This window comes from Paenibacillus mucilaginosus 3016 (assembly GCF_000250655.1).
Lineage (GTDB): Bacteria > Bacillota > Bacilli > Paenibacillales > NBRC-103111 > Paenibacillus_G > Paenibacillus_G mucilaginosus.
In genome coordinates this window covers 4,922,016-4,946,000 of record NC_016935.1, presented here as the reverse complement: position 1 = coordinate 4,946,000, position 23,985 = coordinate 4,922,016, and the positions used below count along the sequence as shown (strand labels likewise).

Below are 23,985 nucleotides of genomic sequence, written 5' to 3'. Positions count from 1 at the left end.
TTTTCCCTAATAAGGGATCTGAGTTCCGCTATGTTTCGGGAAATGCTGGGAAATCCCTCAATAAGATACCTCACTTCCGCTAATTTTACCGAACGTTGGGGCGCCCGCCGAAACGATCGGTTACCGGAGGCTGAACCGCTTGCCTTCCGGCTCGAACTGCAGGCCGCGGATCGCGATGCCGCCAGAGGCAATTAGCGGATGGGCTCCGCCTGCAGCGGCTGCAGCTGAGACCATCCGTCCGGCAGGCGTACTCCCGCACCTCTGCAGGCGTACTCTCCGCACCTCTGCAGGCTAACAGCGTGATGCGTGTGCTTTTCCTTCTTATGCCACCATTGCCAAGAAAGGCAGTATGAGCCGGTGCAAAGCTATCGATGCTGGATGAAGCAAAAAACTATTACATTGAGCATCCAACAGCTATGCGTAAGGATGCAGCTGTACCCGTATGTACTGCGATGAGATAGGGATCCTGCTAGATAAGCGTCTCCCGGAGATCCCGGTAGAGCAGCTGCACATCCGATATTATTAATAAACATGCATCGTCCTTCTGTTATCCGGCTTCGTAAGGTTGGACGAGTGGGGTTATCCCTCCATGACGCAAAGAGGCAGCTGCTGGGTATGCAGTCTGCCTCTTTTTGCTGTACGCGCGGGCGGGGAGGATGTAAGGAGATCAGTAGAGGGGAAGGTGGAAGATGACATGCGGGGTGGGTGCAAAGGTGAGGTAGGGGGGAGGTGGATCGGAGGCATGTGGGGAAGGGGAACGGGAGGAGCGGTTTGCCCTGCTGCGCTTACAGAGTGCTGTGGAACCGGTAGGATCCGGAACCCAGCCGCAGCACCGCACAGCCGTCCTCCCAGGCCGTGCATCGGATTCCTTGGGCTTCCCGAAGCGGGCTGCCGCTCTCCGTAACGGCGTCTGCCGAAGAGGCCGGCAGGCGGAGCTCGGCCGTGCAGTTCACAGGAACATCCGCTTCAAGCGTGAGCTGTCCGGACCCCGATTTCTCCCAGCCGACGCGCACGGTGCCGCAGGGCAGCCGGTGGGAAGCGCGGACATACGACAGCCCTTCGGGGAAGGCGGGCCGCAGATCCAGAGCGAACCCTTCGGTCGCCGGGTCGAACCGGTACCGGATCCCGGCGAGACCGGCATAGAACCATTCTTCGATGTGGCCCAGCATGAAATGGTTCTGCGACTTGCCGACGGTCGGCCCGTCCCAGGCTTCGGTGAGCGTAGTGGCCCCGTGCAGCAGCTGATAGGCATAGCCGGGGGATTCCGACTGCCGGGCCATCCCGTACACGAGGTCCGAATGACCGGACTGCATCAGGGCGAGCAGCACGTACCGGTGGCCCACATCGCCCGCCGTCGTTCGGAGTCCCTGCCGCCGGATCACCTCGATCAGCCCGGCCAGCAGGGCGGGCTCGTGCTCTTCTGCAGCAAGCCCCAGCACCAGCGGCATGGCGTACGAGGTCTGGCTGCCTTCCGCATAACGGCATGCTTCCCCGTCGAAGAACGCCTCCCGGAACGCCTTCTTGATTCGGCCGCACAGGCTCCGGTAGAAGGAAGCGTCCTCCCCGCGACCGAGCAGCTGGGCGATGCCTGCGAACACTTCGGTCATGTGGTAATACATGGCCGTCTCGGTAAGGGCCACAGGCGTGTTCTGCGTAAATCCGGGACCGTTCGGCCCCACATCATACCAGTCGCCGAGACCGTAATCGACCAGATACCCCTTGGATCTTCCGGTTACATAATCGACGTAGGCTTTCATCCCCCCGTAATGCTCCTCAAGCAGGCGGCGGCTGCCGTACAGCGTCAGCAGATTCCACCCGGTCAGCACATATGCGGCTCCCCACGAGACGGAATCGCGGAACACCTCCCACGGTTCAGGGAAAACGACATATTCGGGGGCCGTAGTCGGCACCATGCCGCCGGGCAGCTGGGCGTCCCGGATGTCCTCCATCGTTTTGACGAGCAGCCTCTCGATGTCATGGTTGTAAGCGGCGGACGGCCCCATGAGATGCACCTGCTCCAGCCAGCCGAGCTTCTCGCGGTGCGGGCAGTCGGTGAAGATGCTCTTGGCATTGCTGAGGATGGCCATGTTGATGATCTCATGCGTCCGGTTGAGCAGGTCATCCGAGCATTCGAAGCTGCCCGTTCTCTCCATGTCAGGATCGATCATGCAGCCTTCCAGTCCGAGCAGCCCGGCATCACCCAGGGTTGAATAGAACTCTGCTACTCCGGCGGGCACGGCTCCTTCCACCTGCACATAACGGAAGCCGTAATAGCTGAACCGCGGCGACCAGATCTCCTCGTCGTCCCCGCGCAGCGTGTAGTGGAACCGGTAAGGAGAGCCGGTCCACTTCTGGCTGACGGTGCCGTCTTCCTTCAGCAGCTCGCCGGGGGAGAGCGTGATCCGCGTGCCGGCCGCCCCGCGCACCCGGATCCGGACCCAGCCGGCGAAGTTCTGCCCGAGATCGGCGACATACACGCCGGGGCGCGGGTGCGTATACCCCGCCGGATGGTAGACGCGGCGAACCAGAAGCGGCGGGGAGCCCTGCGCTTTGAGCTTCCCGGCCGGAGCCGCTGCCCGGAGGGCTGGGGTCCAGCCGCCGTCCTCGGCATATCCGGGCCTATCCCAGCCGGGCCGCTCGAGCCGGGCGTCGTAATCTTCTCCGCCGTAGATGCAGGAGAAGGTAAGGGGGCCCGGGGCGGTCCGCCAGCCCTCCCCGCTGGCTAGGGTCACTCTGGAGCCGTCGCTCAGCTCCGCTTCCAGCTGCACCAGGCATTTCGGCGTGCCGAAGGAGCCCTTGTACTTCGTGTACCGGCCGCCGGCCACATGGTAGAAGCCGTTCCCCAGAAGCACGCCGGCGGCATTGGCCCCTTCCTGCAGGTACTGCGTAACATCATAGACGGAGTAGAGGCAGGTCCGGTGGTAGTTGGTCCAGCCCGGCTCGAGCACCCGGTCGCCGACCTTGCGTCCGTTAAGCCGAAGCTCATAGTGGCCGAGGCCGCAGACATAGACCCGGGCGGACTTCACCGGGAGGGCCAGCCGGAATTCGGTGCGGAAGAGGGGCAGCGCCCCCGGCGCTGCTCCATCTTCCGCCTGCTCCCCGGAGGCCGGCGCCTCCATCCAGGAGGCCAGCCAATCCTGCTCGTGCAGCAGGCCGGTCTCGAACCAGGAGACCCTGCTGCACAGGGGCTCCCCGGCGGCCATTCGCACTTCGACCCGCCAGTAGTACCGGGTGCGGGAGAGCAGCGGGGGCCCTTCGTAAGGCAATTGGGCGCAGTTCCGGGTGTCCTTGAACCCGCTGTCCCACACTGTGCCCGTCCCGCTGCCGGCCTCCTGTTCACTTAGCGCAACGACGATCCGGCAGGCAGCCTGAAGCAGCCCGCGTCCGGCATCTCCAGCGAAGCTCCACCGGAAAGCGGGAGAGGGAACATCGATCCCGAGCGGTTCCTCCGACGACTCCACGTACATGCGGTCGATACGCACCTTCACTCAGCCTCCCTGCACCGGGCAGTCCTGCCCGATCGGCTGCGATGCGGCTACCGAGATCGTCCGGAATTCCCGGCCGTAGTTCACGGTCGGGTCGCCCGGCCGGGTGGGCCGGCACGAACAGTAGAAATGGTACAGCACCCCGTCGTGTGTGATAACGGAGGGCTTGTGGGCGAAGATGGAGTCGATGCTGCCTTCCTCGCCGACTCGGAGAATCGGATGCGGATGCTTGGTCCAATGGAGCAGATCCGGAGACAGGGCGATGCCCTCCTGGGCCTTGCGGTAATCGAAGCCGAAGTAGTACATGATCCAGCCCGCATCGTCCTGCAGCACACACGGATCGCTGACAAATCCGCTGTCCCACGCGTCCGGGGTGACCTTCAGCACGGGATTCCCTTCATACCTCTCCCAGTGGAAGAGGTCCGTGGAGAAGGCGACGCCGGTCTGCTCCAGCCAGCGGCCCTTGTTCTTGTTCTTGGCGTTATAGAACAGGTAGAAGCGGCCTTCGTGCTCGATCAGGCATTCCTTGTACAGGCCGCCGCGCTCCCAATCCGCGCCTTCCTCGGGCGTCAGGATCGGATCGGGTACCCGATGCCACTCCAGCAGGTTCTCATCCTCCGTCCAGGCCAGGCCGATCTTGGCTGAGCCTTCCTCATAGCCGTAGTCCGGATATGCATGGTAGACGAGCCAGTACTTGTTCTTCCACTTTTTGAGTAGCGGCGGGGCATCGATCCGGTTCTCCTTGAGCATCCACGTACCCGCCACATTCCGGGCATCCCAGCGGTCCTCCTCGCTTCTGGCCAGGATGACGGCCAGGTGCTTCCAGTCGAGCAGATTGTCACTGGTGGCCAGAGCCGTCTGGTACCCCTTCCCGTCGAATCCCACATACATCATATAAAAGGCCCCGTTATGGCGGAAAACGAAGGGGCAGTCCACGGCATTCAGGTCAAAGCTGCCGGGCAGTCCCGAACCGGTGAGTACGGGTTCCCCCAGCTTGTATGGCGTCAAATAAGGTTGAATGTTCACAGGACACACTCCTCGGTTTGCTGTGTCTGCCGGCGCCCGCTTCCGGGCCTTCGGCTGCCATCAGAATACTTACAGGATAATATCCGCCCGTGTGTTGATGTGGGGGTGGAACGAATCCGAACTATAGGGGGATCGCATCGTGAGGCTCCAACCGCATTGACTAGCGCCCGGGGCGGGCGTAGGATGGGGGCAAATCCGCAAGCGAAACAGGAGAATGCATATGACGACAGCAAAAGAACCGGCCTTGTACGGCTTCCGGACCGCCGGCAGCATCCTGGCCGGCCGCCATGCGCTGGAGCAGCTTCCGCAGCGGCTTCACGAGCTGGGGCGCTTCCGCCGGGCGGCCATTGTCGCCCAGCCGTCGATCCTGAGGCAGGGGACGGTCGACCGCATGATGGCAAAGCTCAGGGAGGAGGGGATCACCTCCTTTTGTACGACGGAAGTGCAGCAGGAACCCACCGTAGAGAATATCCGTGAAGTGACGGATAAGATTTCGGCCGAGCGGCCGGATCTCATCATCGGCATCGGGGGAGGCAGCGTGCTCGACGCCGCCAAGCTGATCTCCGTGCTCCTCACCGATCCGGTGGATCTCCACACGCTGATCGGCATCGATCGGGTAGCCCGGCCGGGGCTGCCCGCCGTGCTCATCCCGACAACGTCAGGGACCGGATCGGAAGTGACGCCCAATGCCATCGTCACCGTGCCGGAGCAGGAGCTCAAGGTCGGGATCATCTCCCGGCACCTGCTGCCGGCGCTCGTCATCCTCGACCCGGTGCTGACCCTGTCGCTGCCGCCGCAGATCACCGCGGCTACGGGAATGGATGCGTTCACGCACGCTTTCGAATCGCTCATCTCGAACAAAGCGAACCCGCTCAGCGACATGTTCGCCATGGAATCAATCCGCCTGATCTCCCGAAACCTGCTGAGTGCTTACCATGACGGCGGGGATCTTGAAGCCCGGGAGAGCATGCTACTCGGCTCGATGTACGGCGGGATGGCCCTGACGGCCGCCGGGACGGCGGCCGTCCATGCGCTGGCCTACCCGCTTGGCGGCAAGTTCGGCATCCCGCACGGGGTGGCGAACTCGATGCTGCTGCCGCATGTAACGGCCTATAACCGGGATGCGATAGGGGGCCGATTGGTCCTGGCGGCGCAGGCGATGGGGCTAGCGGGACCGAACCTGACGGAGGAGGAGGCCGGAGACCGGGTGATTCTCACCCTCCGGGAGTGGACCCGGCAGCTCGGCATCCCGCAGGATCTGCGAGCTTATGGAGTAAGTGACGGGGATGTGGACGCGCTGACCGCGGCCGCTCTTCAAGTGACAAGACTGCTCGCCAACAATCCCAAAGCGGTGGACGCCGAAGCGGTGTCGGCGCTGTACCGCAAGCTTCTGCCCTAGCCTACAGCCCTTACAAGGAGATGAAGAGAATGACTTGGAAGCCTGCCGGGATCATCCCGGCCCTGATTACCCCGTTTGATTCCAGCCAGCAGCTTGATGAAGCCGCACTCCGCCGGCTGGTCCGGCGTCTTGCCGCCTCGGGGGTGCACGGACTGTTCGGACTTGGCACGAACGGCGAATTTTTCTCCCTGACCGAAAGCGAGAAGCTCCGAGCGGCCGAGATCATGATGGAAGAGGCCGGAGGTCTTCCGGTCTATATCGGTGCAGGCTGTGCCGCCACCCACGAAACGATCCGGCTGGCCCGGCAGCTGGAGCGCCTCGGCGCCGATGCCCTGACGGTAATCACTCCTTACTTCCTGTCGTTCACCCAGCAGGAGCTCATCGGGCATTTTCGCGCGGTTGCGGCGGCTACGAGCCTGCCGATCCTCCTCTACAATATCCCAGCCCGGACGGGCAATGCGCTTGCCCCGAAGACGGTAGGGGAGCTGAGCCGCATCCCGAATATCGTGGGGATCAAAGACAGCAGCGGAAGCTACGATACCATCCTGCAATATCTGGAGCATGCCGGGCCGGAGTTTGCCGTCCTGGCCGGTACGGATTCGCTTATCCTGTCCACGTTGATGGCCGGCGGCCAGGGGGCGGTGGCGGCGACGGCCAACGTGTTCCCGGAGACTGTGCGTTCGATCTACGAGCTGTGGCAGCAGGGAAGACTGGCGGAAGCGGAGCAGCAGCAGCGGAAGCTGCGTGCCCTGCGGAGCGCCTTCGCGCTCGGGACGCTGCCGTCGGTGCTGAAGGAAGCGATGAACCGGATCGGGCTGCCGGCCGGCCTGCCGCGTCTGCCGGTGCAGCCGCTGGGACCGGATGCCCGGGCCGAGCTGTACGCCGTCATGGACCGCTATCTGGCTGAGGGAATGCAGCCGCAGGCAGGAGCATGACCGTTATTTTGTTACCTAACTATTAAGGAGGATTCATCCATGCCTTTTCAATCCAAGGACCGCATCGTATTCATCGGTGACAGCATCACCGACAAGGGAAGAAAGAAAGATCCGCTGAAGCTCGGCACCGGCTACGTCCGGCTGCTCCGCGATTACCTGATCGCCGCCTATCCGCACCTGTCACTTAGGATCATCAACGAAGGCGTATCCGGCAACCGGGTGACCGATCTCGAGAAGCGTTGGACGCTGGATGTGCTCGACCACCGGCCCCAGTGGGTGTCGATCTCCATCGGCATCAATGACGTATGGCGGCAGCTCGATTCGCCCGATATGGAGCAGGTGTACCCGCAGCGGTACGAGGAGGTCTACGCCCGGCTGCTCGAGCAGGTGAGGGAGATTCCGGGCTGCCGCCCGATCCTCATGGAGCCGACGGTGATCAAGGAATACCCGGAGTCGACAGGCAACAAGCTGCTGCAGCCTTATGTGGAGGCCGTGCACCGGCTGGCGGACCGCTACGATGCTATTCTCGTACCGACCCACAAGGCGTTCCTCGACTATCTCCGCTGCGACACCGGGCATGACCTCACCACCGACGGCGTCCACATGAACCCGCTCGGCGACATGCTCATGGCCTCCACCTGGCTGAAGGCGGTTACCGGTGCGAGCGGCCGCCTATAATCATGACCTGTTCGGCCTATAACCGGGGTGCCGTATTCCTGTAAACTGAACCCAGTCACAGCGCACCCCTCCATGGAGACCCGGCACGGGCACTCTGCAAAGGGGACGAAGTGGTTCAACTGAACGATACAGGGGAGTGAATCCATGAGAATCTTCGGGCTTCGTACGGAATATGCCGAGAACCCGCTCGGTCTTGATACCCCAGCCCCCCGCCTCAGCTGGCTGCTGGAATCCGGGCGGCATAACGATGTGCAGTCGGCTTACCAGGTGCTGGTCGCAAGCCGGCCGGGCCTGCTGCGCGAGGGAACGGCCGATCTGTGGGACAGCGGCCGGGTGGACACAGACCAATCCGCACATGTCATCTACGGGGGAAGACCTCTTGAATCGAAACAGCATTATTATTGGAAGGTTCGCGTATGGGACGGGGAAGGGGAGGCTTCCGGCTGGAGCTCCAGCGCCTATTGGTCCACCGGCTTCCTGAACGGGGAGCCTTGGCAGGCCGGCTGGATCGGGAGGAAGCTGCCCGGGACGGAAGACGCCTCGGCACACACGCTTCCGCCTGTACCTTACCTGCGCAAGGCGTTCCGGGTGCAGGGGCCGGTCCGCCGTGCGATGGTGTATGCCACAGCGCTCGGCGCGTATGAGCTCCACCTCAATGGAGAGCGGGTTGGAAGCGATTACCTGGCGCCCGGCTGGACGGATTATCATACCCGCGTCCAATACCAGACGTACGATGTCACGGGGCACCTCTCCGAAGGAGAGGCCGTAATCGGCGCGCTGCTCGGCACCGGCTGGTACGCCGGCCATGTCGGGATGTTCGGGGCCCACCGGTACGGGAACACGCCTTATCTGCTCCTGGAGCTGCATATCGAGCTGGCGGACGGCACGCGTCAGATAGTGGCATCCGACGGGACTTGGAAGGTCTTCGCAGGCCCGATCCTGTATTCGGATCTGCTCAAGGGAGAGGCCTATGATGCGCGGCTGGAGCCCGAGGGCTGGAAGCGGCCCGGGTACGATGACGGAGGTTGGGATACCCCCGCCGTGCTGGAGTGTTATACGGGCATTCTGACCGCGCAGGTCGATCCCCCGGTCCGGGTCATGGGCGAGCTGCTGCCTGTCAGCATGAAAAAGACCGAGAGAGGCACCTACTTGTACGACATGGGCCAGAACATGGTCGGCTGGGTACGGCTGCAGCTGGAAGAGACCCGGGAAGGGCAGGAAGTGATCGTAGGCTGTGCCGAAATGCTCAATGAAGACGGGTCGCTGTACACGACCAATCTCCGGGAGGCGGTGCAGGAAGAGCGGTACCTGCTGCGGGAAGGCGGGCCGTGTGTGCTTGAGCCCCATTTTACATTCCACGGCTTCCGGTATGTCGAGGTGACAGGCCTGACGGCCGCCCCTACGCTTCACACGGTTGTCGGCAGGGTGGTGCATTCGGGGGTGACGGACACAGGCAGCCTGGAGACGTCCGATCCGAGACTCAACAAGCTGCTGAGCAACATCCGCTGGGGCCAGCGGGGAAACTTCCTCAGTGTGCCGACAGACTGCCCGCAGCGCGACGAGCGGCTCGGCTGGACGGGCGATGCCCAGATCTTCGCCCGCACCGCAAGCTACCAGATGGATGTGGCGCGTTTCTTCCATAAATACATGCTCGATGTCATCGATGCGCGCCTGCCCTCCGGAGCCTTCCCCGACGTCGCGCCGGATGCCGGGTGGGAAGCGTTCAAGCATGCGAGCGAGGTGCTGAACTGGCATGCGCCGGACAACGGCGGCTGGGGAGACGCGGGAGTCATCATTCCCTGGACCGTCTACCAAATGTACGGGGACCAGCGGATTCTCGAAGCTTGCTATCCGGCCATGAAGACGTGGGTGGATTATTTGGAGCGGCATTCGCCGGGTCTGATCCGCCCCGGATATTCGAATTACGGCGACTGGCTGTCCATCGGCGCGGATACGCCGAAGGATGTGCTCGATACGGCTTATTTCGCCTACAGCACGGCCCTGACGGCCAAGACCGCCGGGGTGCTGGGCCTGGAGGATGAGCAAACGCAGTACTACGGCCTGTTCCAGCGCATCCGGGAGGCGTTCCGTGCTGCCTTTGTCAGCGAAGACGGCCGGATCAAAGGGGAGACCCAAACGGTCTATGCGGTAGCTATTCAGATGAACCTGCTGGAGGGAGAGCTGCGCCGGAAAGCGGCGGATCATCTGGCCGCTAATGTCCAGGCACACGGCAGCCGCCTGACGACCGGCTTCCTTGGCGTCGGGTACCTGCTTCCCGCCCTGTCGGAGAGCGGGCACGAGGATACCGCCTATGCGCTGCTTACGCAGGAAGCGTTCCCTTCGTGGCTCTACTCCGTCAAGCACGGCGCGACGACGATCTGGGAGCGCTGGGACGCCTGGACGGAGACCGGGGGCTTCCAGAACCCGGGCATGAATTCCTTCAACCACTATTCGCTCGGCTCGGTCGGGGAATGGATGTACGCGAACCTTCTGGGACTGCGTCCTCGCGAGTCGCATCCGGGCTTCAAGCAGTTCGACATCCGGCCGCGTCCAGGCGGCGGGCTCACCTACGCCAAGGGCGAGTTCAAGTCGGTCTACGGCACGATCCGGATCGGTTGGAAGCTGGAGCGGTCCCTGTTTACCCTGCAGGTGGAGATTCCCGCCAACACGGCAGCCGACGTATACGTGCCGGGCTTCGTTCTGCCGGACGAAAGCGCGGAAGGGGACTTCGCCCGTCTGATCGCTTCCGGAGCGGAGGGCACCGTCTATCGGGCGGGCTCGGGCAGCTACACGTTCGTGTCGCGGCTCCGAGCTGCGGATTGCGAAATTCCCGCAGAGGGGACAGCAGCCGATCCCGCAGGCGAAGAGATCGGAGCGTGAGCCGGAAGCTCCGGCTCGCCTATACAGACAAGGAGGAACGTGCAAATGACGTATGATGTTCAGCCGACGACCGGGGACAGCGAATGGTTTACGCAGGACCGGTTCGGTCTTTTTATCCATTGGGGATTGTATTCGCTCGGGGCGCGGCACGAATGGCTGCAGTCGAGGGAGAAGTCAAGTACGGAGGCGTACGGGGCCAAATATTTCAAACGGTTCGATCCCGATCTCTATGATCCCGAGCTCTGGGCGCAGCTGGCGCAGGACGCGGGCATGACCTACTTCGTCGCGACCACGAAGCACCACGAGGGCTTCTGCCTGTGGGACAGCGAGCTGACCGGCTTCAAGGCGCCGAATACGCCGGCCGGCCGGGATGTGCTGCGTCCGATGGTGGACGCCTTCCGGGGACGGGGAATGAAGGTAGGCTTTTACTACTCGCTGCTCGACTGGAATCACCCTCATTATACGGTCGATCCGAAGCACCCGCTGCGGGAGAACGCCGCGTTCATCGAAGAGAGCGGCAGACGGGACTTCTCCCTGTACCGGGACTACCTGTACGGCCAGACGGAAGAGCTGCTGACCCGCTTCGGGAAGATCGACCTGCTCTTCTACGACTTCTCCTTCCCGGGAGAGGGCGGGCTGGCCGGCAAAGGGAAGGACGACTGGGGCAGCGAAGCCCTCGTCCGCCGCATCCGCGAACTGCAGCCGCAGATTCTGCTGAACGACCGCCTGCAGGTGGGGGGCGACATTACGACGCCGGAGCAGTACATACCGAAGGCCTGGGTGAACGTGAACGGGAGGAAGGTCGTCTGGGAGACGTGCCATACGTTCAGCGGCTCCTGGGGCTACCACCGCGAGGAGTCCTCGTGGAAGAGCGTCGAGATGCTCGTCAAGATGCTGATCGACGTCGTCTCCAAGGGTGGCAATCTGCTGCTGAACGTGGGGCCGACCGGGCGCGGGGAGTTCGACGAGCGGGCGGTCGACCGCCTGAAGGGCATCGGGACATGGATGCGGCGGCACAGCCGGGCCATCTACGGGTGCACCCAGGCGCCCGAGTCGTTCCCGTGCCCTCCGGACTGCCGCTTGACGTACAATCCGCAGACGAACCGGATGTACCTGCACGTGTACAGCTGGCCGTTCCGCAACATCCATCTGCCGGGCTTCGCAGGCAAAGTGGAGTATGCGCAGTTGCTGCATGACGCTTCGGAGATCCGCATGAAGGAAGGCTTCGTTGCCAGCGGCATCGAAGAAGGCGCCTTCCGTGAAGGGCGGGATGAGACGACGCTGACGCTGTCCATTCCCGTGAAGCAGCCGGATGTGACCGTTCCGGTGATTGAGCTGTTTTTAAAATGAGAGGGCCGACGGTTCAGCACCGGATGGCGATAGAGAAGGGAGCACCCGAGATGAGAGCGATAACTGTCGCGCTGGCGCCTGATGCTGCGCCCCGCGTGGCTTACGGGGTCCGCAAGCTCCGCGAGGCGCTGGAGACCTGCGGCTACACGGTCCATGTGGAGGAGGTTGCCTGGACATGGGACGGATACCGGGAGGTGCCGGGCACGAAGATCTATGCGGGGAACCGGAAGGAGTCCCCGCTGCTTCAGGAGCTGGAGACTCGCGATGTCCTCCTGTACCATACTCCGGCCCCGGAGGAGGAAGGCTTCTATCTGGCCTCGCTTCCGGGAGGGCTGACGGCCGTATCCGGGGGAAGCGATTCCGGGGTGCTGTACGGGTGCCTCGAGCTTGCCCGCCGGATATTCGCCGCAGGCCGGCTGCCGGACGATCTGGCTTACGGGGACGCCCCGCAGATGAAGCTGCGGGGACCGGCGATCGGCCTGCAGAAGACCACGGTCGAGCCGCCGCGGCTGACCTATGAGTATCCGGTCACACCCGGCCGCTTTCCCTGGTTCTATGACCGGGGGCTGTGGACCGATTTTCTCGATATGATGCTGGAGGAACGCTGCAATGTCGTGTACTTGTGGAGCGGCCATCCGTTCTCGTCCTTCGTCAAGCTGGACGATTATCCGGAAGCGCTCGAGGTGACCGAAGAGGAATTCCTCCTGAACACCGAGACGTTCCGCTGGATTACGGAGGAGGCGGACCGCCGGGGGATCTGGGTGGTACTGAAGTTCTACAACATTCACATCCCGCTCCCCTTCGCGGAGAAGCACGGGCTGAAGCAGCACCAGCCGAAGCCGCTGCCGCTCACCGCCGATTACTACCGCAAGTCCATCGCCGCCTTCGTGAGCACCTATCCGAATGTCGGGCTGATGGTCTGTCTCGGGGAGGCGCTGCAGGGACAGATCTACGGGGTGGAATGGTTCACCGAAACGATCCTGGCCGGCCTGCTCGACGGGCTGGCGCGCTCGCAGGTGAAGGAGAAGCCGCCGATCATCCTCCGCTCGCATGCCATTGAGCCGATGAAGGTCATCGAAGCGGCGCTGCCGCTGTACCCCCGCCTGTTCACGGAAGCCAAATACAACGGGGAGTCGCTGACGACCTTCACCCCGAGGGGCAAGTGGCAGGAGACCCATAACAAGCTCGGCTCGCTCGGGTCGATCCATATTGTCAATGTGCACATCCTGGCCAATCTGGAGCCGTTCCGCTTCGGCGCACCGGCATTCATCCAGCGCTGCATGCAGGCGGCCCGGTACCGGCTCGGCTCGAACGGGCTGCACCTGTATCCGCTGTTCTTCTGGGATTGGCCGTATTCGCCGGACAAGGTCCAGCCCCGGCTGCGGCAGCTCGACCGCGACTGGATCTGGTTCGCGGCCTGGTTCCGCTATGCCTGGAATGCAGACCGCGATCCCGAAGCCGAGCGCGCTTACTGGAGCGGGCAGCTTGCCAAGCGTTACGGCAGCCGGGAAGCCGGGGAAGCGCTCCTGGACGCCTATGAGGCGTCGGGGGCTTGCGCGCCCAAGCTGCTCCGGCGCTTCGGTATCACGGAAGGCAACCGCCAGACGATGAGCCTCGGCATGACGATGAGCCAGCTGACGAACCCGGAGCGGCATATGCCGTGGCCGGACCTGTGGGAATCGCAGTCGCCGCAGGGCGAGCGGCTGGAGGCCTACGTCCAGCGGGAAGTCCGGGGCGAGCCGCATCTGGGGGAGACGCCGCCGGAGATTCTGGAGGCGTGCCTGCGGCATGCGGAGGAAGCGGCGGACGCCATCGAACGCGCACGGCGCCATGTGAACGACAGCCGGGAGGAGTTCGAACGGCTGGCGGACGACGTCGCGGCGATCCGGCTCATGGTCCGGTCCTATGCGTGCAAGGTGAGGGCGGCCATCCGGGTGCTGACCTACAAGCATACGGTACAGGGCGATTACTTCCAGCGTCTCGATCTGCTCGAGTCGGCGGCGGAGCTTCTGGAAGAAAGCCTGGGCTATTACCGCGAGCTGGCACAGCTGACGGCCCGGACGTACTCCTTTGCAAACAGCATGCAGACGCCGCAGCGCAAGGTCCCTGTCCGAGGCGGCCTGGAATACGGACACTGGCAGGCCTGCCTGCCGGTATACGAAGCCGAGCTCGAGCATCTGCGCCAACACATCGGCGAGCTGACCCGCGGAGATCTGCCGCAGGCGCTCCACTCCCTGGAGGAGGCGATCACCGCTTACCGCGAGGTCCCGTTCACGCTGCTGACCAAGGATGCCGAAGTGTACCGGGTCACCAAAGAGGCCTGCGTCTTCACCGACGGCGATATTCATATCGTCGGCTGCGCGGAGGAGCTCGACGGGCTGACCGGCATCCGCTTCAGCCAGATGGCGGCCGGCCGGGAGGGTGTGGCCGTGGAGCTGGAGCTTCCGCAGCCGTCGAAGGTGCTTATCGGCTACTTCAATTCGAAGGATGAGCAGTGGCTGCAGGTGCCGAGCCTCGAGGAGAACACGCATGCCGACGACCAGGGGGGCTACGCGCCCGTCCTGCGCAAGGGGCTGCGGCTGTACGCCTACCCTTCGGTCAATGTCCATGCTTTCCGTTTCGGTGCGGGGCGGCATACGATCGACCTGGGCAGAGGGGCGTATCTCATCTTGGGGGTTATCGCGGAGGATCAGGTCCTGCGTGCAAGGGATGTGGAGCACAAAAATAACGGCGTCGACACGCTGGATTGGCTCTACGAGGCATGAGCCGGCAGGCGGCCGGGTGGAAGGCGGACCGGGGGACCGGCTGGTCCCCCGGTCCGGTCTGCAGCAAGGGAAGAGATAACAGCGGAGGAGGAGGACCCCTATGAGGAGCCAAAGAGAGCGATCGGTCCTGTGGTATGAACAGCCGGCCGGCAGCTGGTTCGAGGCGCTGCCTGCCGGCAACGGAAGGCTCGGCGCCATGGTATTCGGAGGCACCTGCCGGGAGAGGATCGCCCTCAACGAGGATACGCTGTGGTCGGGCGAGCCCAGGGATACCGTGCGGGAAGACGCACATCTCCATTTGGACCCTGCAAGAAAGCTGATCTTCGAGGGACGGCATGCGGAAGCGGAGGAGATCATCCAGCAGTACATGCAGGGCCCGGATATCGAGTCCTATCTTCCGCTGGGTGATCTCGAGCTTCAGTCCGACAAGGAAGGGGAGATCACGGACTACCGCCGGGAGCTGATCCTGGACGAAGCGGTGGTCCGCACGCAGTACAGGACGGACGGGGCCCTCCAGACCCGGGAGCTGTTCGTCTCGGCAGCCGATCAGGTGCTGGCGCTCCGGATCGAGAGCGAACAGCCGCTGAACTTGACGATCTCGCTGGGCAGCCCGCTGCAGTACGCGGTCCGCCGGACAGGAAGCAGCGGCATGGCCCTGTCAGGCCGCTGCCCCGTCCGGGTGCTCCCGAACACGGTGCGCTCGGATGAACCCGCCCGGTATGAGGAAGGCCGGGGCATCGCGTTCGAAGCGGCCCTTCACGTCACGGCCGAGAAGGGCCGGATCGAATCCTCCGGCGGCCGGATCCGGGTGGTCTCCGGCCGGGGCGTCACGCTGCTGCTTGCTGCAGCGACAAGCTATGACGGCTTCGACCGTGACCCGGCAGCGGCCTCGCTTGCCGGGCGGCCCCGCGCCTTGTGCGCGGAGCGGCTCCGCGAGGCGGCCGGGCTGGGCTACAGCCGGCTGAAGGAGCGGCACCTCCGCGAGCATGCGGAGAAGTACGGGCGCGTGGACCTGGAGCTCGGCGGAAGCGCTGCAGACAGCGGTGCGGATGCGGATGCCCTGCCGACGGACGCCCGGATCCGTGCTGCAGCCCAAGGCGCAGACGATCCCGGCCTTGCGGCGCTCTTTTTCCAGTACGGCCGCTATCTGCTCCTGTCGAGCTCGCGGCCCGGCACGCAGCCGGCCAACCTGCAGGGGATCTGGAACGACAAGCTGCAGCCGCCCTGGTGCAGCTCCTGGACGGCGAACATCAACGTGCAGATGAACTACTGGCCTGCGGAGGCCGCCAACCTGGCGGAATGCCACGAGCCGCTGCTGCGGTTCGTGGACGACCTGCGGGAGAGCGGCCGCCGGGCCGCCTCCGTGCACTACCGGTGCCGGGGCTGGACCGCCCACCACAATATCGACCTGTGGCGGACCGCCACGCCGGTCGGCGGCTCGCCGAGCTGGGCGTTCTGGCCGATGGCCGGCGCCTGGCTGTGCGAGCACCTGTGGGAGCATTACGCCTTCAGCCGGGATGAGAAGTACCTGGCACGGGTATATCCCGTGCTGAAGGAAGCGGCGCAGTTCGGGCTCGACTGGCTTGTGGAAGGGCCGGACGGGTTTCTGGTGACGTGTCCGTCCACCTCGCCGGAGAACCATTTTCTCACCGCGGACGGAAGCCAGGGCTGCGTCACCTATGCCTCCACGATGGACATCGCGCTGCTGCGCAATCTCTTCGGCCGGTGCATGGAAGCCAGCCGGCAGCTGCAGAAGGATACAGCGTTCCGTGTGCTCCTGGAGCAGACGCTCCGGCGGATGCCGCCTTACCGTATCGGCAGGCACGGCCAGCTGCAGGAATGGGCCGAGGACTTCGGCGAAGCGGAGCCGGGACACCGCCACACCGCGCATCTCGCCGCGCTCCATCCGCTGGAGGAGATCACGCCGGAGGGCGAGCCCGAGCTCGCCGAAGCGTGCCGGAAGGCACTCAAGAGACGGCTGGCGCACGGCGGCGCGCATACCGGCTGGAGCTGCGCTTGGATGATCTCCCTGTGGGCCAGGCTCTGCGAGCCGGAGACCGCGCACCGCTTCCTGGACGAGCTGCTGGCGGGGCTCCACCCCAACCTGACCAATGCGCACCGCCATCCGAAGGTGAAGATGGACATCTTCCAGATCGACGGCAGCCTGGCGGGCACCGCCGGGATCCTGGAGATGCTGCTCCAGAGCCACCGGGGAACCGTCCGCCTGCTTCCGGCCCTGCCGGAGGAACTGGCGGGAGGGGCGGGTCCGGGGGCTGCGGGCCCGTGGAGGATTCGAGATCGACATGGAATGGAAGGACGGCAGGCTCATCCGTGCAGCGCTGATCTCCCGGGCGGGCCAGCCGTGCCGTCTGTCAGCGGGGGTGCCTGTCGAGATTACAGCGGATGACGGGGCGCTTCTCACCGTGGAGGCGGAAGGGGAGACGATCGTCCGGTTCCCGACCGAAGCGGGAAGGCGGTATGAAATCACCGCTGCCGCTCCGAATAGGGCATTCGAGCCTCCGGCCGTTTCATCTTCCGCCGCATCTCACCCCTCAGCCGCATATCAAGGAGGCGAACTGCAATGACCGTTCAGCTGCGCGTAACCGAGCCGTGCAAGGAATATATCTTCGAAGACGAGCGGCCCTTCGCGAGCTGCCATGCGTCCACGATCGAGCTGCTGCCGGATGGCGGCGCCGTCGCGGCCTGGTTCGGCGGCTCGAAGGAAGGCGCCGGGGACGTGGCGATCTGGGTCGCGCACCGTGGCGCGCAGGGGGGATGGACCGCCCCGCGCCTGGCTGCAGGCTATCCCGGCACGCCCCATTGGAATCCGGTGCTCTTCCGCAGGGAAGACGGCACGCTGCTGCTCTACTACAAAACGGGCACCCGCATCGAGCATTGGTCCACGCTCGTGATGAAATCCACGGATGACGGACATACCTGGTCGGGGCCGGCCGAGCTGGTCCCTGGAGACCGGGGCGGGCGGGGGCCGGTCAAGAACAAGCCGGTCCGCCTGGCGGACGGCACTATCGCCGCACCGGCTTCCCTGGAGCCGGCCTGGGACTCCTTCGTCGATCTGTCACCGGACGGCGGACGGACGTGGACCCGGAGCGGTGACGTGCCGATGCCTGCGGACCGCAGTGCGTTTCTCGGCAAGGGCATCATCCAGCCGAGCCTGTGGGAGTCGGAGCCGGGCTGCGTGCACATGCTCACCCGGAGCACGGCCGGCGCCGTCTACCGCAGCGACTCCGCCGATGGGGGACGCACCTGGTGTCCGGCTTACGCGACCTCCCTGCCGAATAATAACAGCGGCCTCGACGTGGCGAAGCTGGGGGACGGCACGCTGGCGCTGGTCTGCAATCCGACCCGGCCGGAGCCCGGCAAGCTCAAGGGGCCGAGATCGCCCCTGGTGCTTCTGCTCTCGCAGGACAACGGCGTCAGCTGGTATGGGGAAACGGTGATCGATGAAGGGGAGAAGCAGTATTCGTATCCCGCGATCGTCGCACGGGGCAGCAGGGTGCATGTGACCTATACCTGGAAAAGGGAGCGGATCGCCTACTGGTCTGCGGATCTGATCCCCTGAACAGGCTGCCTGTAAGTAGAATCGCCCTATACATTGAGACGATAACCACCTCGGAACGACCATTGGGTTTTTTTATAATTAATGATAATAATAACCTCAGGACAGAGAGTAGGGCGAGAGAACAATGATGTCAGGAGCTAAGCGATTGGACGATGTGCTCCAGGCCGGCAGGAAATCGCTCCGCACGCTGCCGGGAGCGCTCCTGCTCGGGTCCACAGGGGCCCGCTTGTGGGCGGATTATCTGGATCCGGTCCCCGGCTTCGAGGGACGCTTTGATTTTATCCACAAGGTGAACCTTCCTCTGCTGTTCGCGGTACGGTGCAGCCCTGCCGTCACCTTCGAGCCGTGCCGGACGAATTGGCAGCCGAGCCATCTGAGCATGGAGTACGAGGGGAGCCGGCTGGCCTTCTCCGAGCGCAAGTTCATCACCTGGAACGACTGTGCCGTCTCATGCCAGACATGGACGAACCGCAGCGGGGAGGAGCTGGTGCTTCGCCTCGACACCTACGGGGAGGCGTTCGGGCAGCGGGAGGGGGACCGGCTGAACGGGGCGTTCTCCATGGAGCACTTCAGCTTCACGATTACCGGAGTGATCGCCGTCAGCGACCGGGAGCTGCTGGACGGGGTCCGGGTGCCGCCCGGGCAGTCGCGGACCTTGATCATCGCCGCCGCCTTCGGCATCCAAGGGGTGGATGAGATCCAGACTCTCTCCGAACGCGCCGCCTCCATTGCGGAGAGCGGCAGAACCGCGGAGGAGGTGCTGGCGGCCCAGCAGAACGAATACGAAGCCTGGTTCGACCATACGCCCGGCTTCTCCAGCAGCGACGAGCTGCTCGACCGCACCTGGCGCTACCGCTGGTTCCTGCTGCGCCACAATCTCGCGGATCCGAAGTACGGCAACCTGGCCCACCCGCTGTTCTACGAGGGGCGGTCGCACAAGAAGAGCAAGACCCCCTTCGGCAAAGGGGGCTGGGAATTCAGCAAGCTGATTAACCTGTCCGTTCCCCTGCATACGATGGACGCCCGCTGGTACCATGATCCGGACTATGCGCTCGGCGCTTACCGCAATATGATGGCGGCTCCGGGAGAGGACGGCATGCTGAGCTGCCTGACCGTGGACACGGTGATGCATTCCTTCGCAAACTTCGGGAGCTGGGCGGTGTATCAGCTGTTCCTGGTCCACCCGGACCGCAAAGCGGCGGAGGAGCTGCTGCCTGCCCTGAAGCGGAATACCGAAGCCTGGTGTACCGTATACGGCAATGAGCGGGACGCCCTGATGATCGAATACAAGCATACGCGTACGGGCAAGGAATACCAGCCGAGCTACTGGTATTTTCACGACTACCCGAGGAATCCCAAGGACAAAGCGACATATACGCCGCTGAAGCGGGTGGACCGCACCGTGTATCACTACCTCAATCTCCTCGGCATTGCGGGGTTGTGCGAAGAACTCGGCGACCCGGAGGCGGAGCGGTACCGGGAGCAGGCGGAGGCGGTTAAGGCCGATGTGCTGAACAAAATGTGGGACGGCGAGTCGCAGTTCTTCTACGACCTGCACCACGAAACCGACGAGAAGGCGCTGGTCAAAAATATCGTCGGCTTCTATCCCGCCTGGGCCCGGATCATCGATGAACGCCATGACGGCTTGATGGAGCATCTGTTCAATGAGCAGGAGTTCGGCACGCGCTGCCCGTTCCCGTCCGTCTCGGCCGACTGCCCGGCTTATGCGAAGGAAGGCGGCTGGATGGGCCACTTCGTCAAGGGGCGCAACGGCTGTGTCTGGGACGGTCCGACCTGGCCGTATACGAATTCGGTCACATTGGATGCACTGGCGAAGGAGAGCAGGCGAAGAGGCCACCGCTATGACGGGGAGTTCGGCCACTACCTCCGTGAATATGCGTTCCTGCATTTTCAGTACCGCGACCTGAACCGTCCGGGGCTCGTCGAGCACTACAACAGCGCCACCGGCGAAGCCCTGAGTGATGAACAGGAATACAACCATTCGTATTTTATCGACCTCGTGGTGTCCCACGTCGCCGGCTTGTCCGTCGGCCGGGAAGGCATCAGGCTCGATCCGCTGGATATCGGGCTGGACTGGTTTGACCTGGACCGCGTGAAGGCGGCCGGCACGATGCTGCGGATCACTTACCGCCGGTCCGCAGAGACCCCGCTTACACCGGGGGCGCCCGAGATCGAAGAAGGCTTCCGGGTCTATGCCCATGGCCGGCTCGTGTTCCAGGCCCCCGGATTGACGGGGACGGAGCTGAACTGGGAAGTCCTGAACCGGCAGGAGCCGGGGACCGAAGGAAGCGGCGAACAAATACCAAGCAGGGAGTGCTGCACATATGACCCGATTTAACGGAATTGTTACGCAACATGAAGCCGATCCGCGGATCCGGGAAGCGTTCCTGCCCGTGCTGCATCCGAACGACAGCCATGCGGCCAATCTGCTCTCTTTGGATAACGGGGATTTGCTCTGCACCTGGTTCACGGGCAGCGGAGAGGGCAACCCGGATACGAATGTCGTCCTCTCGAGGCTTCCGGCCGGCTCGGACCGGTGGACCACACCCGAGCAGCTGTCCTCGGACCCCGAACGCTCCGAGCAGAACCCGGTGCTCTTCCAGGCGCCGGACGGCCGGCTGTGGCTGCTGCATACCTCGAACGAACCCCACAACCAGAAGACTTCGCGCATTGTCACCCGCCTCTCGGAGGACCGCGGGCTGACCTGGGGCCCGGCTGAAGTCATCACGGACCGGCCCGGGATCTTCCTGCGCCACCCGCCGGTAGTGACCGGCAGCGGGGACTGGGTGCTTCCGGCTTATTACTGCCGGCTGGACGGCCATTACAGCGTGGTGCTCCGCAGCACCGATCAAGGCCGGACCTGGACGGAGACGGAAGTGCCGGGCAGCATCCACCGCGTGCAGATGAACATCGTTCCCCGCAGCGACGGTTCGCTCCTGGCCATGTTCCGCAGCCGGCAGGCCGACCGGATCTACATGAGCGAATCGGTTGATGCCGGACGCACTTGGAGTCCGCCGGTCAAGAGCCCGCTCGCGAATAACAATTCTTCCACGCAGGCGGCAAGGTTAACAGACGGCCGCATCGCGCTCATCTACAATGACTCGACGATGGAGCGCGATCAGTTCCGCTGGGTGCAGCGGAAGGGGGAGACCCGGAAGAAGCCGCTGCGCACCCCCCTTACGCTCTCCATCTCCGAGGATGAGGGACGTACCTGGCCTCTTACCCGCAATGTGCAGATGGCGGATCTGGAGTATAAGGAGTCGGAGGTCGGCTACTCCTATCCTTCCATCATCGCCCCGGGGGACGGCCGGCTGCATATCGCCTTCTCCTATCTGCGCAAGGGAATCAAATATGTTTGTGTTCCGGAAGATTGGTTGGTTGAAAACTGAGAGAAGACGAGGGAAGATGCCGACAGTAGTCGCCAAAAATGATGCTAACCGATAGCTCCTGGATAACCTCGCATGATTCCAAGGGTAAATACAGGCTTTTCGGCCGCCAGCGGACATTCGGTTTGCCGGCGGCCGAAAAGGTTGGCCCGAGTGCCGCAGGTTCTTCACTGCACAAGAACGGTATGGGAATCAACCAATATGATTTGCGTGTCGAAAACCGGAATCGTTGATTGTAATGTATGCGTTTACATGTCATATTGGGGTACAACATTTCCACCGGAATACAGCCTGGGAATCCGATCGTCGGGAAGGGTGTCGAAATGCAAACTTTACCTGGGGTGATGATCATGACCGGGAGAATCGGACATTTAAGCGGAGACATGTTTTTCGAGGAAGATCTGGAGATCTTCGTCAACCGGGAGCTGGAGTCCTTTACGCTCTCCCAGCACACCCACGATTTTATCGAAATTTGCTATGTCGGTGAAGGCTGCGGCTACCACTACATCGAGGACCGGGTCCTTCCCGTGAAGCAGGGGGACTTGTTCCTCATTCCGCTGGGCACTTCGCATGTGTTCCGGCCGTCCTCACCAACTCAGGACAAGATGCTCGTCATCTATAACTGCATCTTCCGCAGCAGTTTGCTGGACCGCTGGAAGGGTCTTCTGCAGGAGCATTCCCGCACCTACCATGCCGTCTATGATCCGGCAGGACTCTCCGAGCCCTGGCTGCACATTCAGGACAAGTATGACACCTTCCAGACACTCATCGGCTCCATGCACAGCGAATACTTGAAGCGCAGCACCGGCTTTGAGACCGTGCTGACGGCCCTGCTGGTCCAGATGCTGGTCATGCTGCAGCGCTTCGAGCAGCAGAGCGAGGCGGAGCCCGTTCCGTCGCGGATGCTGGAGGAGGTCGTCCATTTCATCAAATCGAACTACACGCAGAACATCACCGTTCAGCATGTCGCCGATTACTTCTTCCTCAGTGCCAGCCACTTTCAGCGTCTGTTCAAAAAATCGACGGGCTTTTCATTCACGCAGTATCTTCAGAATGTGCGGATTCAGAAGTGCTGCGAGCTGCTCAAGACCACCGATATTCCGATCTACCAGATCGCGAACCAGGTCGGCTACCAGGATATGAAATTTTTCCATGCGCTCTTCCGCAAGAAGACAGGGGTCACCCCGCGGCAGTACCGGCAGAACTTCCAGGAAATCGAAGAGAACGCCATATCCTTGTAAGCGTTAACAATGAAGAGAGAGAGAGAGAGAGAAACTTCCCCGGGCAAAATAATTCACACTGGCCTTATTTACCCGAAGAGGAAGGGAATGAAACGCTGCACTTATCTTTTTTTCGGATAGTGTGCTCTGTACCAGGAGCGGTGTCCGCTGACGGGATACCTATAAAAAGAGGAGGGCGGACCCATGTGGAATCCGGATCATTATTTGGAGGAGGCTTACCAAGCGGCCCGTGAACAGGATGCGGGGAGGCAGCGCCCGTGGAACGAGCGCCGGAGCGGTGTGCGTGCGGCCCTGGTCGAGGCGCTGGGACCTGTGCCGGCGGCCGGTGCTCCGCTGGAGCCGGAGGTCATCGGGCGGTGGGAGCTCGAGGCCGGCAGGCTGGAACGCGTCGTCTATACGACGCACGCCGGATTGCGGATGCCGGCCTTTGTCCTTGTGCCGGCAGGGCTGAAGGGCAGGGCACCGGCCGTTATTGCCTGGCACGGCCATGGCATCGGCAGCCGGGAGCTCGTCGGCCTGCGCGCCGATGATACGCCGGCGGAAGCGCGTCCGGACGGACGGCGTCCCGCAGCCCTGCAGCTGGCAGAGCGGGGGCTCATCGTCATCGCCCCCGAGATTGTCGGCTTCGGCGACCGCAGGCTGGCCGCCGACCTGCCGAAGGACCCGCACACGACCAGCTCCTGCTTCGCGCTGGCCTCCCGGCTGCTGATGTGCGGGCAGACGCTGGCCGGCCTGCGCGTATATGAAGCCATGCGGGCGCTCGACTATACCGCCGGGCGGGAGGACGTCGATCCGCAGCGGATCGGCTGCATGGGCTTCTCGGGCGGCGGCCTTGTCGCCGCTTTTGCCGCTGCACTGGATCCACGCCTGCAGGCGGCCCTGCTGTGCGGCTTCACGAATACATTTGCAGGAAGTTTGTGGAAGAGGACCCACTGTATTGACAATTATTTGCCCGGCATCCTGAAGGCGGCGGAGCTGCCCGAGCTCATCGGACTCATCGCCCCGCGGTCCCTGTTCGTGGAGTCCGGTGAGGGAGACGGGCTTTTTCCTGCGGCGTCCTTCCGGGAGGCTGCATCCGTACTCGAGACCATCTACCGGGAAGAAGGGGCCCGGGAGCGCTTCGGCTCCGATCTCTTCCCCGGAAAGCATGAGGTATCGGGCCGCCTGTCGTTCGACTGGCTGGCGCAAAGTCTAAAGCGCAATGCCCCTATAGAGTAAGCGACCACCGCCTATAATCGT

At 63.3% G+C, this 23,985-nt stretch carries 15 protein-coding genes; 13 read left to right on the top strand and 2 right to left on the bottom strand.

The genetic code is table 11. The features are described from left to right. Positions 1 to 785: 785 nt before the first annotated feature. Together PM3016_RS20540 and PM3016_RS20535 are read right to left on the bottom strand one after the other, a co-directional pair. Positions 786 to 3,482, bottom strand: a complete 2,697-nt coding sequence (locus tag PM3016_RS20540) for a family 78 glycoside hydrolase catalytic domain (RefSeq protein WP_014370775.1) — start codon at positions 3,480 to 3,482, stop codon at positions 786 to 788. Positions 3,483 to 3,488: 6 nt separating this feature from the next. Continuing rightward, positions 3,489 to 4,511, bottom strand: coding sequence for a glycoside hydrolase family protein (locus PM3016_RS20535; protein WP_014370774.1), 1,023 nt, complete (start codon positions 4,509 to 4,511; stop codon positions 3,489 to 3,491). A gap of 220 nt (positions 4,512 to 4,731) precedes the next feature. Between PM3016_RS20535 and PM3016_RS20530 the strand changes: the two genes are divergently transcribed. The 13 genes from PM3016_RS20530 to PM3016_RS20475 all read left to right on the top strand — a co-directional run bounded on the left by PM3016_RS20530 (position 4,732) and on the right by PM3016_RS20475 (position 23,964). Beyond that, complete coding sequence (locus PM3016_RS20530) at positions 4,732 to 5,910, top strand: iron-containing alcohol dehydrogenase (protein ID WP_014370773.1); 1,179 nt, start codon at positions 4,732 to 4,734, stop codon at positions 5,908 to 5,910. Between the two features lie 29 nt (positions 5,911 to 5,939). Beyond that, positions 5,940 to 6,845, top strand: coding sequence for a 4-hydroxy-tetrahydrodipicolinate synthase (gene dapA, locus PM3016_RS20525; RefSeq protein ID WP_013918437.1), 906 nt, complete (start codon positions 5,940 to 5,942; stop codon positions 6,843 to 6,845). 39 nt (positions 6,846 to 6,884) lie between these two features. Then, a complete protein-coding gene (locus PM3016_RS20520; protein WP_013918436.1) occupies positions 6,885 to 7,523 on the top strand; it encodes an SGNH/GDSL hydrolase family protein in 639 nt (212 codons plus the stop codon). 144 nt (positions 7,524 to 7,667) lie between these two features. After that, positions 7,668 to 10,403: a glycoside hydrolase family 78 protein gene (locus PM3016_RS20515; RefSeq protein ID WP_014370772.1), complete on the top strand. Its 2,736-nt coding sequence runs from the start codon at positions 7,668 to 7,670 to the stop codon at positions 10,401 to 10,403. A gap of 45 nt (positions 10,404 to 10,448) precedes the next feature. After that, on the top strand, positions 10,449 to 11,753 hold the full coding sequence (locus PM3016_RS20510) for an alpha-L-fucosidase (protein ID WP_013918434.1): 1,305 nt from the start codon (positions 10,449 to 10,451) through the stop codon (positions 11,751 to 11,753). A gap of 50 nt (positions 11,754 to 11,803) precedes the next feature. Beyond that, a complete protein-coding gene (locus tag PM3016_RS20505) occupies positions 11,804 to 14,518 on the top strand; it encodes a hypothetical protein (protein WP_014370771.1) in 2,715 nt (904 codons plus the stop codon). Between the two features lie 100 nt (positions 14,519 to 14,618). Beyond that, entirely contained in the window at positions 14,619 to 16,925 is a 2,307-nt protein-coding gene (locus PM3016_RS20500; protein ID WP_014370770.1) for a glycoside hydrolase family 95 protein, read from the top strand. Then, a complete protein-coding gene (locus tag PM3016_RS41165; RefSeq protein WP_337999605.1) occupies positions 16,822 to 17,103 on the top strand; it encodes a glycoside hydrolase family 95-like protein in 282 nt (93 codons plus the stop codon). The genes PM3016_RS20500 and PM3016_RS41165 overlap by 104 nt, the downstream gene beginning before the upstream one ends. Then, a complete protein-coding gene (locus PM3016_RS20495) occupies positions 17,100 to 18,098 on the top strand; it encodes a sialidase family protein (RefSeq protein ID WP_013918431.1) in 999 nt (332 codons plus the stop codon). Before PM3016_RS41165 ends, PM3016_RS20495 begins: the two co-directional genes overlap by 4 nt. A gap of 154 nt (positions 18,099 to 18,252) precedes the next feature. Next, positions 18,253 to 20,457 carry an MGH1-like glycoside hydrolase domain-containing protein gene (locus PM3016_RS20490; RefSeq protein ID WP_238540621.1) on the top strand — a complete coding sequence of 735 codons (2,205 nt, stop codon included), beginning with the start codon at positions 18,253 to 18,255 and terminating at the stop codon, positions 20,455 to 20,457. Beyond that, entirely contained in the window at positions 20,444 to 21,508 is a 1,065-nt protein-coding gene (locus PM3016_RS20485; RefSeq protein ID WP_013918429.1) for a sialidase family protein, read from the top strand. Before PM3016_RS20490 ends, PM3016_RS20485 begins: the two co-directional genes overlap by 14 nt. Before the next feature lie 320 nt (positions 21,509 to 21,828). After that, positions 21,829 to 22,746, top strand: coding sequence for an AraC family transcriptional regulator (locus PM3016_RS20480; protein WP_013918428.1), 918 nt, complete (start codon positions 21,829 to 21,831; stop codon positions 22,744 to 22,746). A gap of 183 nt (positions 22,747 to 22,929) precedes the next feature. After that, complete coding sequence (locus PM3016_RS20475) at positions 22,930 to 23,964, top strand: dienelactone hydrolase family protein (protein ID WP_014370767.1); 1,035 nt, start codon at positions 22,930 to 22,932, stop codon at positions 23,962 to 23,964. Positions 23,965 to 23,985: the final 21 nt, after the last annotated feature.

What these genes read in the sequence shown, in the direction of transcription:
- PM3016_RS20480 (WP_013918428.1), top strand. Translation starts at nt 21,829, where the DNA reads ATGCAAACTTTACCTGGGGTGATGATCATGACCGGGAGAATCGGACAT.
- PM3016_RS20495 (WP_013918431.1), top strand. Translation starts at nt 17,100, where the DNA reads ATGACCGTTCAGCTGCGCGTAACCGAGCCGTGCAAGGAATATATCTTC.
- PM3016_RS20520 (WP_013918436.1), top strand. Translation starts at nt 6,885, where the DNA reads ATGCCTTTTCAATCCAAGGACCGCATCGTATTCATCGGTGACAGCATC.
- PM3016_RS20475 (WP_014370767.1), top strand. Translation starts at nt 22,930, where the DNA reads ATGTGGAATCCGGATCATTATTTGGAGGAGGCTTACCAAGCGGCCCGT.
- PM3016_RS20485 (WP_013918429.1), top strand. Translation starts at nt 20,444, where the DNA reads ATGACCCGATTTAACGGAATTGTTACGCAACATGAAGCCGATCCGCGG.
- PM3016_RS41165 (WP_337999605.1), top strand. Translation starts at nt 16,822, where the DNA reads ATGGAATGGAAGGACGGCAGGCTCATCCGTGCAGCGCTGATCTCCCGG.
- PM3016_RS20515 (WP_014370772.1), top strand. Translation starts at nt 7,668, where the DNA reads ATGAGAATCTTCGGGCTTCGTACGGAATATGCCGAGAACCCGCTCGGT.
- dapA (WP_013918437.1), top strand. Translation starts at nt 5,940, where the DNA reads ATGACTTGGAAGCCTGCCGGGATCATCCCGGCCCTGATTACCCCGTTT.
- PM3016_RS20510 (WP_013918434.1), top strand. Translation starts at nt 10,449, where the DNA reads ATGACGTATGATGTTCAGCCGACGACCGGGGACAGCGAATGGTTTACG.
- PM3016_RS20500 (WP_014370770.1), top strand. Translation starts at nt 14,619, where the DNA reads ATGAGGAGCCAAAGAGAGCGATCGGTCCTGTGGTATGAACAGCCGGCC.
- PM3016_RS20530 (WP_014370773.1), top strand. Translation starts at nt 4,732, where the DNA reads ATGACGACAGCAAAAGAACCGGCCTTGTACGGCTTCCGGACCGCCGGC.
- PM3016_RS20505 (WP_014370771.1), top strand. Translation starts at nt 11,804, where the DNA reads ATGAGAGCGATAACTGTCGCGCTGGCGCCTGATGCTGCGCCCCGCGTG.